This window comes from Clostridium sp. D53t1_180928_C8 (assembly GCF_015667795.1).
Taxonomy (GTDB): domain Bacteria; phylum Bacillota; class Clostridia; order Clostridiales; family Clostridiaceae; genus Clostridium.
On sequence record NZ_JADPEL010000013.1, the window covers coordinates 44,870 to 58,501 of the forward strand.

Annotated in this window: 9 protein-coding genes; 1 reads left to right on the plus strand and 8 read right to left on the minus strand. The window is 26.7% G+C overall.

Going from position 1 to position 13,632, the window contains the following annotated elements; genetic code table 11:
* Nucleotides 1–227: 227 nt before the first annotated feature.
* The 3 genes from I4V51_RS10455 to I4V51_RS10465 all read right to left on the minus strand — a co-directional run bounded on the left by I4V51_RS10455 (nt 228) and on the right by I4V51_RS10465 (nt 6,663).
* On the minus strand, nt 228–2,741 hold the full coding sequence (locus I4V51_RS10455) for a transglutaminase-like domain-containing protein (RefSeq protein ID WP_195988383.1): 2,514 nt from the start codon (nt 2,739–2,741) through the stop codon (nt 228–230).
* Nucleotides 2,742–3,050: 309 nt separating this feature from the next.
* Nucleotides 3,051–6,038 (minus strand): metallophosphoesterase, encoded by a 2,988-nt coding sequence (locus I4V51_RS10460; RefSeq protein WP_195988384.1) that lies wholly within the window; start codon nt 6,036–6,038, stop codon nt 3,051–3,053.
* A 172-nt stretch (nt 6,039–6,210) separates the two neighbouring features.
* Nucleotides 6,211–6,663 (minus strand): Lrp/AsnC family transcriptional regulator, encoded by a 453-nt coding sequence (locus I4V51_RS10465; protein ID WP_195988385.1) that lies wholly within the window; start codon nt 6,661–6,663, stop codon nt 6,211–6,213.
* 283 nt (nt 6,664–6,946) lie between these two features.
* Between I4V51_RS10465 and I4V51_RS10470 the strand changes: the two genes are divergently transcribed.
* Entirely contained in the window at nt 6,947–8,356 is a 1,410-nt protein-coding gene (locus I4V51_RS10470; protein WP_195988386.1) for an aspartate ammonia-lyase, read from the plus strand.
* A 54-nt stretch (nt 8,357–8,410) separates the two neighbouring features.
* Here I4V51_RS10470 and fliB read toward each other — a convergent pair whose 3' ends face one another.
* From fliB to I4V51_RS10495, 5 genes are all read right to left on the minus strand, one after another.
* A complete protein-coding gene (gene fliB / locus I4V51_RS10475) occupies nt 8,411–9,568 on the minus strand; it encodes a flagellin lysine-N-methylase (RefSeq protein ID WP_195988387.1) in 1,158 nt (385 codons plus the stop codon).
* A gap of 130 nt (nt 9,569–9,698) precedes the next feature.
* Nucleotides 9,699–10,331: a hypothetical protein gene (locus I4V51_RS10480; RefSeq protein WP_195988388.1), complete on the minus strand. Its 633-nt coding sequence runs from the start codon at nt 10,329–10,331 to the stop codon at nt 9,699–9,701.
* A gap of 56 nt (nt 10,332–10,387) precedes the next feature.
* On the minus strand, nt 10,388–11,773 hold the full coding sequence (locus I4V51_RS10485) for an APC family permease (RefSeq protein ID WP_195988389.1): 1,386 nt from the start codon (nt 11,771–11,773) through the stop codon (nt 10,388–10,390).
* A gap of 197 nt (nt 11,774–11,970) precedes the next feature.
* Nucleotides 11,971–12,504 carry a dihydrofolate reductase family protein gene (locus I4V51_RS10490; protein WP_195988390.1) on the minus strand — a complete coding sequence of 178 codons (534 nt, stop codon included), beginning with the start codon at nt 12,502–12,504 and terminating at the stop codon, nt 11,971–11,973.
* Between the two features lie 34 nt (nt 12,505–12,538).
* Nucleotides 12,539–13,627, minus strand: a complete 1,089-nt coding sequence (locus tag I4V51_RS10495; RefSeq protein WP_195988391.1) for a DUF5808 domain-containing protein — start codon at nt 13,625–13,627, stop codon at nt 12,539–12,541.
* Nucleotides 13,628–13,632 lie beyond the last annotated feature (5 nt).

The window sequence follows — 13,632 nt, forward strand, 5'->3', positions numbered from 1 at the left end:
GTATTATCTTACTACATCATTATCAATTTATCAACCTTTTTCATTGTATTTTTGCAATTTTGCACTATAAACCTTCTCTATTTTTTAATATTAATAATACTTTTTTATTTTCTTGAAATATTTCCTTCATTTTTTTATAAACACTGCAACTGGACTTTTAAAAACGTTTAGTTAATAAATGTAAAAAATAGCTTAATCCTTGTAATTAATCCATTTTTTTACACACATTAAATATTATTATAAACATTTATTAATAATTCACCTAAGCCTACATTATAACCACTAGATGCATAAATTCCATTTAAACTTTTATTTGTCATTAATACTAATGGCAGCTTATCTGAATCTACATACATCCTTCTAGCAATAGTCTCAACATTTTCAGTAAAATCATCATAATAAATTTCTTTATTTTCTAAAAGATTTATAACATTTTTAAAAGTTTTATTATTAAATGCATATTTATCTTTAACTATAAATTTTATTTTGCTATCTATCTTCTTAAATTCAGATATATTTTGTAATACTTCATTTAATATATGTTCACTAGGTTCTTGTCCCTCTTCCAGCCATATTAGTATATTAACTTCATTTTTTGTTAATTCGCTTCCTAAAACAACATTATTTTCTTTATCATAAACCTTAAACTCTTCTAATTTATTGCTTTCTATCATATCCTTAATTGCTATATATCTTAACCTTAACTTTATTTCTTTTTCTTCATACTCTTTAATCTTAAAACAATATTCATATGCAAATAAATTTCCATTTAAAGATCTATTACTTGTTATTATTTTATATTCTCCTTCTTTTAATGATAATTCTATACATTTTTCATTCCAATTAATTTTAGATAAATCTAAAACCTCATATGAATTATTAATTAATTTAGATATTGTTATATTGTTAAAATAAGTCCATTTATTTTCTAAATTTAATAATTTAACTTTTCCTTGTTTTTCATCCCCTGAAATTACTTTTTTAAATTTTCCATTAATATAATATTCTAATTCTTTATCTATTGGATTTAATCTTGTTGCTATTCCTAAGGTTCTGCATATTGCAATAAACAATATTTTCTTACTAATTAAATTAGCTTTTCTCAATTTTAAAACACCTACTGGAGTTGTATATAGAGCTCTATACTCTCTTTCTTCACAACTACTTATTTTATTTTCTATATAACTCCATACAAGCTTTATATCCGATTTTAATTTTTTCTTTTCCTCAATAGAAAAATAACTTTCTATATACTCCCTATAACAGCTAAGATTCTCATTATATGCTCTTGGTGATACTATATAATTAATAAATACATCTTCATTATATATCTCTTTATATTTCATTGAATAATTCAAAGCCTCTTCTAATACTTTTGCTTTAATATCTCTTAAATCTTTATTATTTAAACTTAATACTATTTTCTTTCTTAACCCTAAATTATCACCTATTTCTAAAAATTTAACTATTTCTTTTATATTGCCTTTTGATTCCTTCAAAGTATCTTCTATATCTTTTAAATTTTTATACAACTCTTCTTTATATTCTTTATTAACTCTTTCTTCTCTAATTTCTTTAGCTCTCTTTATTCTTTTAAAGTTTTCTTCTTTTTCTTCATCTTCTAACTTACTAAAATGCATAGGATAATCCTTAGGAACTTTTAAATTAATCTGATTCCAATTATCATATATCTTATTTTCTTTATCTAATACAACTGTTACCTTTTCATTTTCCTTTGTACTAACAATAACTTCTTTTAAGCTATTTCCCCTAGATACACTTAAGAGTATATCACCATATCCCAAAGCTAGTTGAGCTTGTCCTTCATTATTTATATGTAGTGTTGCAACACTTTGGAAATATGACATATTTAGCAATTGAACTTCGATCTTAACATCTTTAATAGGATTATTATTTTCATTAATAACTTCAATAGTAAATACTCTTCCTAATGCATACGATAATGTATTATTTATAAATGTTACTGCTCCTTCTTTTTCTATAATATTATCTTTTATAGTATCATTATATACTTTGCTATGTACTAACATTGCTCTTGAAGATGCATTTGTAAACCAGCCTCTATTTAATATTGGTTCTGGCTCACAAGCCCCCAAGAATTTCCAAGAGCCATTAACATAAACCTCAACCCAAGCATGATTATCATCACAATGAGCCCATTTGGGTGCATAAATTTGTCTTGCTGGTATTCCTATACTTCTAAATACATTTGTAACAAAAACTGATTCTTCACCACATCTCCCAAACCCACTATTATAAAATCCTAAAGCTGAAATAGTTCTATCATCTGTTAATGAATATGTTCCATTTTCAGCACACCAATAATTAGTTTCAATAATAACCTCTAATATTTCCTTATTTTCTATACGCGGGAAAATCAAATCAAAGAATTTTCTTCTACATGCCTCTATTCCTTCATCATTAACACGATAGTCTAAAATATAAGTTAAAAATATTTTATCTTCTAACTCCTTGCACCAACTAATATTCTCTCTAAGGAATATCCCATGATTAACAAACTCTAAAAATAAATCAAACTCATAATCTACTGCATCAGATATTGGCATATTAGAATATACAAACTCCATAAGTATTCTTTGATTTTCATTTAATCCTTGAAGTTTACTCCTAATCTCCTCACCTAATTCTGATAATAACATTATTGTTTTATTAAATTTTTCACTTACTGACTTAATTAATTCTTGTGATGATATAACCATAATATTTACCCCCTCTTCTTTTGACTTTTACTTATATCACTTATCTTATAAATATATTATTGTAAAAAACTTTTAATATGTAGCTTTTGTATTTTTTTATCTAAATTAATAATACAATCTACATGTTCATTCTCATAAATTTAAATCATAAAATCTCCCTAAAAACTTAGACGACCATTATTGATCGCCTAAATAAAATTAACTATTTATTTTTTCAATTCCACTTCTAATACAGTATCTATCTCATATGGCAAAATTGGATACCCCCCCAAATAAATGTCTCATATATTTTAATTAATTTATAATAAATTATTTTGATAAAATTGTAAATTCAAATGTTGATATAAAATTATCTACTATTTCAATCGAATCTCTTGTATTAATTAACCCATCTCCACTAACATTTATTGATAATATATCTTTATTATCAGCTTTAGTCTTTCTAAGCCATGTACTTACTGTTGCTAAAGCATCTTGAGCATCTATACCATCACTATTTATATCTCCAAAGCTTACTTTATTTGAATTTTCTATCTCTTCATTAGTTATTGTATATATATTAATATTAGATAACTCTTCTACTGTCATATCACTTTTTACTAATGTTACATAAGTTAATTTCCCATTTTTCTTAGTAAAATCATCATTATAATATATTTCTAAATTATTACCCTTAATTAGTTTATCTGATTCTATTCCAACAAATTCAATTGCATATGCTTTATATCCTTTTGGAATTACATCTCCACCTACTGATGTATATAACTCTCTTGCAAAAACCTCTGCACCTTCTGTTGTATTAACAAAAGTAATATTAGATGTAGCATTGGTAACATTGTATTTAACATCTAAATTATTATTACATCTAAATATAAGATCACTTACTTTTACTGATGTATACTCTCCTGTATTCTTTCCTTCCTTTAGTGCTAATGTTAACATTCCTATAGTTTTATCACCAGTTGTAGTATCTAACAATAATGAACTTCCATCTACGTTAGTTAATACGATTCTTAATTTTCCTTCTTCAATATTATAATCAAAATTTTCTGCATTAATATGTGCTTTATTTAACTTAACATATTTAACTTCTAAATCTTCTGGAATATCAACTACAATTTCTGCACTTCTTACTTCTCCATTCTTTGGCAAATCACTTACTGTTAATGGTAACTTTATTTCAGTTCCAGATTTTCCATCAACATTATCAATATTATTTAAATATACTAATTTCTTATCAGTACTATTATTAACTAACTCTTGATAATGAGCTTTATACGCATCTGTATTACTTAAAGTTCTGCTATATAGTTTTGCAGTTGATACATTCCCAATCATAGGAGATTGTATGCTACCTGAACTACCTATATCTGAACCTATACAATATACTTTTGCACTACCTGTTGGATGATAAATTTCACCCTTTGCATCCTTGCAATCTTCTAATTGTCCATTTACATATAATTTTACAACTTCACCATCATATGTTGCCATAGCATGTATATATTCATTATATTTAATATTACTACTTACCTTAACATAAGATCCAGTTCCTAATAATCCACTTTTTACTCTTACCCAGAATTCTAAAACTGCATTTTCAGTATCTCCTGAAATTCTAGCAACCTCAAATCCAAGTCCTGCTGATTCCATATTTGCAACTACATCAACATAACTAGAATCAAATGGCTGAATTTTAAATACAGATTCTAATGTAACATTTTCCTTTATTTTAGAATAATTCTCATCACTAAATGGATACATAAATGCACTTGAACCATCAAATACAGCAACATTTTTATTTAATTCCTCATCATATTGAATCTTAGGTGACCCACTTGTTTTTACTGTATTTGAAGAAGCCGATTTATCATTAGCTGTATTATCATCAAAATCTACAAGTAAAACTTCAGCTGGATCTATAGGAACATTTAATTCTTCATCTGTTGGTGGAACAAATGCACCTGTAGTTGTAAAGCTTGTACTAATCGTATTGGTACTAGTCTTTTTAAATGCATTTAATGCAGTAACAACAACATCATATTCAGTGCCAACCTTTAACCCTGTAAAAGTTTGAGTTAATGTATCTTCCATCGGTAAGAAATAATATTCAGACCATATTTTATGAGTTTTATCTATTTTTCCTGTTTTTTTATTTATAAAATCAAACTTATATGAATGTACTATTTCATCATTATTATCTCCTAAAGTATCATTTACTTTTGCTTGGTCAATAGTTATAGTACACGAGTTATCTTTTATATCATTTATCTTTATAGTGGAATCTTCTTCAAAATATGGAATTTCACTAGCTTCTGCTCTAGAATCTGTATATACAAACCCCTCTTTGCCTGAATTAGTATTAAATAACCAATCTTCTCCAATATATTGTCCTGATATCAAATCTAGTTTTCTTATTCTAACTTCTGTATCATTAACATCTAAAACCATTGCTTGAGCTGCATTATTTGCATTTGGAGGAATTGTTCCATACATCATTCCTGACTCTAACTCGAAATAGCTTAATGTAGAAGTATTAATTGCAGTAAAATCATTTTGATAAATACTTCTTGGATCGTTTAATGGGTAGTGAGAGTGTCCTGAAAAATGAACTACTTGTGGATAATTTTTAAGTATCTCTGCTAAATCTGGAGTATTCCAATCTTCAGTACCATATGCAGTATCCTTTATCCCATGATGCATAAATAAAAATATTGGCTTAGTTGGATCTTCAGCTACAGCTTCATCTAACTGTTCTTTTAACCATGCTTCATCAAGATAATATCTACTTCCCCCATATACTGTATCACTAGAACGTGCACTTAATGTAATAAAGTGATATCCATTGATTTCTATATTTTCTCTTGGTTTCTTACCTGTAGCATCTGTAAACCTCTCCTCAGTATCCCCTTCATGATTTCCCATTGAAATAATAAGTTCTGTTTCTTCCTTTTTATTATTTTCAATTATATTTTGAAACACATCATATTGTGCTTGAGTACCATTGTCTGTTAAATCTCCTACAACAGAAATTGCATCTATATCTGGATCTAATTCATATAATGTTGAAAATAAACCTTCTAATCTTTTATTTTCATTTAATTTTGTTGGACCTACATGTGTATCACTTATAACTGCAAATCTTAAATCTGGATCACTCTCTAATTGCTCCCACTCATTAGTAACAGTTGCTTCTAACGTTTTTGCAGCAATACTAGAAATATTACTAAAATCTAAAGCCATAACTGTACCTAACATTGTAGCTGCAATTATTTTGCTTAATGTTTTTTTACCCATTTAAAATTCCCCCTTAATTTTTATTACAGTTATAATTTTATAGGCTGAAGTATTATTTTTACAGTTAAGTTTCAGTTAAGTATGTTAATTTATGGTTATTATATATTTTTTCTAAATTAATTTTGTTTTTTTAAAAAAAATCTGTGCAAAATAAAATTTGCACAGATTTTCATTATCTAATCAATAATAAATCATCATGTATTATTTCCCTATGTTCTACTGGAGTTGAAAATACTATTTGTGTTTCTGTATTTCCAAAGTGTTGTAATTTTCCTATAAAAGTATCTAACTCCATAGTTGTATTGAATGCTACTTTAATAAGCATAGAATATTTCCCCGTTACACAATTACACTCAATAACATTAGGACACGCCTCTATAAAAGGATAAAACTCTGGCTTTTGTTTTGGCTGTATCTCTAAATTTATAAAAGCTGTTACGTAATAACCTAATTTTAACTTGTCTATATTTGCTGAATACTTTGTAATAACACCTGATTGTTCAAGTTTTTCTATTCTAGCAGCTACAGCTGGTGGCGACAGAAATACCTCTTCAGCTAATATTTTTAGTGGCATTCTTGCATTATTTTGTAGTAATCTTATTATCTTCAAATCAATTTTGTCCATATTTCCTCCCCAATTTTCCTATAATTCACCTTACTAAATATTTTTAATTATCATTATACACCTTATTTCTTTATATCACCTAATTTAATTTTAATCTATTAGTTTTCTTAATTTTCTAATAATTTATTAAATAAAGTTAAAACACTAATTAGTTTATTTTATTAATTTAAAGTCCCTAAAAAACATATTTTAAATGTAAATACCTAACATTAGTTTACATTCAAATTCTACTATAGTATTAATAATATTATTAAGAAATTAGTGAATGATGAGGTGTTTAATTATGTATACAAGAATAGAAAGTGATTCAATAGGAAGTCTTAAAATCCCTAATAACTCTTATTATGGAGTTCAATCTTTAAGAGCTAAAAACAACTTTAATATAACTGGAAAAAAGCTAAATTCTGATTTTATAATTAGCTTAGCAGAAATAAAAAAAGCTGCTGCTATCACTAATATGAACTGTAACAACTTAGATTCAACCATTGCAAAAGCTATAATAAAAGCTTGTAACGAAATAATCTCTGGCAAGCTTCATGATGAATTTATAGTTGATCCAATTCAAGGTGGAGCCGGTACATCTGCTAATATGAATGCTAATGAAGTTATTGCTAATAGAGCTATAGAAATTCTAAATGGATGTAAAGGTGATTATTCTATAGTTAATCCTAATGATCATGTTAATATGTGCCAATCTACTAATGATGTATTCCCTACAGCCGGAAAACTAACTGTATTAAAATTAATCCCTAAATTAATAGCTGAACTTGAAAGATTAACTGCTTCTTTAGAAATTAAATCTATTGAGTTTGATAAAATAATCAAAATGGGAAGAACTCAAATGCAAGATGCTGTTCCTATAAGATTAGGTCAAAGCTTTAAAGCTTATAGTTCTGTAATTAATAGAGATATAAAAAGATTAAAGAAAGCCTCTAATGAAATGACAACTCTTAATATTGGTGGAACAGCAATAGGAACCTGTATTAATGCTACTGAAGACTATGTTATTAATATAGTTAAAAATCTTCAATCCGTAACAAATCAAAAGTTAACTCAAGCTGAAAATTTAATTGATGCTACACAAAACTTAGATAGTTTTGTAACAGTTTCAAGTACACTTAAAACCTGTGCAATTAACCTTTCAAAAATTGCAAATGACCTTAGACTTTTATCAAGTGGTCCTAGAGCCGGGTTTGGTGAAATAAATTTACCATCTAAACAAAATGGTTCATCAATAATGCCAGGAAAAATTAACCCTGTTATCCCTGAAGTTGTGACTCAAGTTGCTTATAATGTTATAGGGAATGATTTTACTATAACTATGGCCGCTGAAGCTGGACAACTTGAATTAAACGCTTTTGAGCCAATATTATTTTATAATTTATTTGAATCAATTGAAACTTTAACTCATGCAATAGTTACCTTTAGAGAAAACTGTATTTTAGGTATAACTGCTAATTATGATAGATGCTTAAGCTTGGTAGAAAAAAGTGTTGGTATATCTACAGCCCTATGTCCTTATATTGGCTATAAAAAAGCTGCAGAAATAGCAAAAAAATCTCTAGATACTAATATTCCAATTAAGGAGATTGTTATTAATGAAGGATTACTATCTTCTGAAACATTAGAAAAGATTTTAGATCCTATTAATATGACAGAAGTTAGTTCTCCTTTAAAGCAATATGCAATTTAGCACAAAATAAATTAAGGTTGAAACTGCAATATCAGCTTCAACCTTAATTTTATATTAATTCATTAAATTTACTATCATCTCTTCAATCACAAAAACATCATTAGTTTCAAATATTTCTGCTAACGATTCTATATTTTCTTCTAAGTGCTCAATATCTTTAGAATACATATGACTAATATCAACTATATCAGTATCTGTAACTTCTCCTTCTTCAGTAAATCTTACTACACATAATTCTTTAATCATTAAATAGCTTACAATTGCAGTTTTTACTTTTGCAGATACATCATAATCAAAAACTGCTTTCATAAAGTATCTAAATATAAAGTAAACTAAAATATGTTCAAACTTATATTTAGAATCTTCATAATACTTATCAAATGCTTTATTCTTAGCTAAATAAATGTCTTTATCTTCTTCACTTTGCCAGAAATATCTTATTGCATCATCTAACCCTAAAGGATCATTAGGATTTATATGCTTTAACGACTTAAATACATTAAAATATTCTTTCATATTATTATATTTAGCATCTTCGTTATTATTATACTTTTCAAAACTACTAATAACTTCTTTTATAAATTCTTTATCAGAATATTTTTCTCTAACTGACTTTATATCTGTTATTTCATTTTCATCTATCTTATCTTGAATTTCTTTAGTAAAACAAAGAACGATTGCCACTCTTGTATTTAAATTAATATCCCTATCTTGAAGAATATTTAAAACTATTTGTCTACATTGCATAAGCTCTATATAAAGCTTAGCATTAATATCGTTATAAGAGTTTACTTCCTCTTCATTTTCACTTAACTCAAAAATCGCTTTTTCTTCATTTCTTAAAATTATTCTAGCAGCTTCTGGGCATGATAAAGAAATACCTATTTCACGTAATCCCCCAAACTCCTCCATATATCTTGGATATTGTTTGCATGTATAGCAAAGAGCATCTTCTCCAACTTCATTGTAAATATCACATAATTTATTTTCATTTAAAAATGGACAATCATTACCCTTTAGTACAAATATATTTTCTCCACCATCATGTACTATTTCATTTCTTAGTCTATCACCAAAATTACCTTCAACCTTTTGGTACTTCTTATATGTTTCATCATCAATAACTATTCCCCATCCAGCACAACATGTATCTTCACATTCTGATGCTATACATTTGAAATCTTTAAAATATTTTGGTACTCTTATTTTCATTTTCTACCTCACATCTTGTGTTTATTAAATTTCTTATATTCCTATTCTTATTTTAATATTTATTAATCTTACTATCAAGTTTTATAGTACAAGTCGCCCCAGGGGCGCCCCTGGGGCGACTTGTCTACCTTTATTTTTCACATTTATTAAATTCAACATAGATATTAGCAAGAGTTCTATTAATAAAATCATTTGTAACATAAGCATTATCAGAAAATAGTAATCCATAATCACTATAAAATCTACTAAGCATAAGCATAATATAAAAGTTCGTTATGCTTATTTCAATAATTCCAGTATAAAATGGAATTACTGCACTTGCATTTGAAATTAAATATGTTAAAGATGGAATAAAAGAACTATTTAAATCATAATTTCCTCCCATAACCTTTTTTATAAACTCATCTGCATTCTTATCATCATGAATTTTGGCATTACTATCATATTTTATATTCCCTTTTTCAACTTCATTGATATATAATCCTATAAGAAAACAATATAATTCTATTTGCAAATTTCCATTTGCCATAGAATTAAATGTTAATGGATTTAATGTATTATACGTTGAACCTGTAATTTGTGAATAGTTAAATGATAGAAATAAATATAATCTATTAAGATTTCTATATACTATCTTTCCATCTTTTACAAGTGGATTCGCACTTCCTAAATATCTTGCACAAGGAGGAAGTTCAAAACCTCTAAACTTATTACAATTACAATCATCTTTAAAACTACAATGTTTTTTCTTTCTTTTCTTCAAAAGATCTTCCTCTTAAATCGCTATCCATTTATCCTATGATTATTTACATACCTATTCTACTTATTTTTAACTATTTTATAATCCTCAACTAAATCATCATTATTTTTGTTTATTGTTACTGCACCTATTACCATTATTATTGCAAAAACAATTAAATAAGCAACAACATGCATTTTATGTGAGAAACAAGCTGCAATAATCATAAATATACATCCTATAATTGAAAGTATAGGCATTACAAAACGCTTAAATACGCCTAAACTACTTTCCTTTTTAATCATCATAATGAAAATAGGTATATACATTGCATAAATAGTTACTATAGGTAATTCTGATGAATCAAAACCAAAAAATCCAAACCAATTTTCTGCTAAATTTGCGCCGTAGAAGAATAATAACCATATTCCACAAAATAATAATCCTATAACAGAAGAATTTGTAGGCATATTTGTTATATTATCTACTTGTTTAAACACCTTTTGCTTTGGTCCTAATCCTCTTGCTGCTATTGAATAAAGGCCCCTAGTACACCCTAGCATTAATCCATTTAGTGTTCCTAAACATGAAATAATAACAAATACAAATATTAATGAACCTCCAACATTTGAAAATACCTTTTCAAAAGCAAGCTTAGCTCCAGCCTCTCCTCCTGCCATCATAATCGAATTTGGAACGGCACCAGCTAGTCCTATATAATATAAAATATAAACAACCATTATAGCAAAGGTTCCTGCAATAAGTGCTAATGGTAAGTTTCTTTTAGCATCTTTTAATTCTGCATTTATACTAGTTGCAATAATCCATCCTTCATATGCAAAAGCTGTTGCAACAACTGCAGTAAATAGTCCTCCTGCCATATCAACCTTTTCTACAACAGTTTGAAAGTTATAAACTGTCATCCCATTTATAACTCCTACAATAGTTCCTACTACAGCCATTAATAGTAATGGTATTAATTTTATAATAGTTGTACATACTTGAAACTTACCTGCCAAAATTGGTGATAAAGAGTTAATTGCAAAAGCACCTACTAAATATAAACAAGCAATCGTCATACATTCTCCACCAGATATTGAAAATCCAAATAACACACATGTATACCTAGCAGAAACCCATGCTAAAACTGAAGTTAATGTTGGATAATAAATAACGGCCATAAACCAACCTACATAATACCCATAAGTTTTTCCCATAGTTGCTTCAGCATAATCTACAACACCATTTACATACTCATACTTAGTTGCCATTATAGAAAATGTATAAGCACATGTAATCATAATAATACCACCAATAATCCAAGCTATAATTCCTAAAAAAAGATTGCCCCCAGTAGCAGTTAAAACCTTTTCAGCTTTAAAAAATACACCACTTCCTATAACAATACCTATCACCATTGCTATAGCTGTAAATAGTCCATATTTTTTGTGTAACTTATTAGACATACATCACCCCATAAATTTATTTAGAAATATTATTCTATAAAAATAGATTATCAATATTTACATTATATGTAAATATTTTTTATTGCTAAATTTCTAATATATTTTTCCAATGAATCATAAACCACCTCTCTATCATCTCAGTATGGTTTATGATTTTTAAAATTAATACAAAAAAAGAACTCTTAATTGAGTTCTTTTTATCTTCTATGCTTATACCATAAATCTACTATTCCATTATAAGTTCTAGTACTAACCAACTCTAATTTTTTTTCTTTAATCTGCTTATCAAATAAAGAAATTCCATCACCTAGAATTGTAGGTATTATTGATATACAAAATTCATCTATTAAATTAAGTTCTAGTAATTGATTTACTATTGAAGCACCACCACAAATCCAAATATTTTTACCTTGTTGTTTTTTTAAATTTGAAATCAAATCTCCTAAATTCTTATTAGTAAAAATTATTTCTTCTTTATTTTCTATATTTTTATTTGTAATAACATAACTTTGTTTCCCTTTATATACCCAAATATCTGGTGATAATTCTGTTACTACTTGGTGATAAGTTTTATATCCTAATATAACAGTATCAATTGTTTCAATAAATTCTGGGTAACTTCCTTGTTCAGTATTGGATTCATCCTGCCCACTTAACCAATTAACATCTCCATTATGGTCTGCAATATATCCATCTAAACTTGTTGCTATATATAATATTACTTTTCTCATTTGTACTTTTACTCCTTATTTTATAATAACTATTCTAAAATGAAGCTGATATTAAAACTACTACCAATAATATAACAGTTCCAATATAGATAGTCATACCTGCTGGTGTACCTGCATTAACTGTATATCCAATTCCAAATCTCTTTTCAACGTTTATTCTTGGATCTTCTTTATTATAATAAATTAATCCCCAAATCCATTTATCATCATCATCTCTTTGAACAACAGTATTATTTTCTATTTTATAATCAAATCTAAGTTTATTAGCTTTTATAATAAACACTACCAAAACTACAACTAATAACATTGCACAAATTATATTAATCCATACTATAGCTATATTCATATTTACTACTTGCAATAAAACTAAATTTACTATTGTTAATAATACTAAGGTAGATATATATGTCCAAACCATAGTATTAGATAAAAGATTTCTATATTTAATATTTCCTTGTCTAGATTTTTCAACATTTCTTGGATCAATTCGCAACTTAGTATTTCTTATTAAATATTCAACAAATAAGAATATTGCTGCCACAATAATAATTGAAATAATTAATGATAAAAAAACTCCTATACTCTTTTCTGAATAATTTGTTACATTTCCCATAATATCAAAATTAATAGCGATTTCATTTGGTAATAAATCATATCTAGTTACAGCAAAATATATATTTACTCCAATAAAAACTAATGATGAAATTATCTCTATTATAAGGTTTCTTTTATTAAATTTTACTTTTTCTATTTCAAAAATAGTTACTTGCTTTTTACCTTTTAATCCCCCCATTATACTTTTTATTTTTCTCATATTAGTATTATTAATTCCAAATGATATTGAAGAGGCAATTATTGAAAAAAATATTGCTATAACCATTATTATTTCACTATTTCTTAAGCAACCTAAAATTAAAATTACTTCCGAAATTATCATAATAACTAAATTTATTCTTTTAAACCTACTTATTAATTCTTTTGTCTCACTATTATTTCTAATTTCTTCAGTAACTACACAACCTAAAAGTAATTGTTTATTCCCCTTAACTGGCAATATAGTTATTGTATAAAATTGAATAATTATAATTGATGTTAAAAATACTAACATAAAAATACTTTCCATTTTCC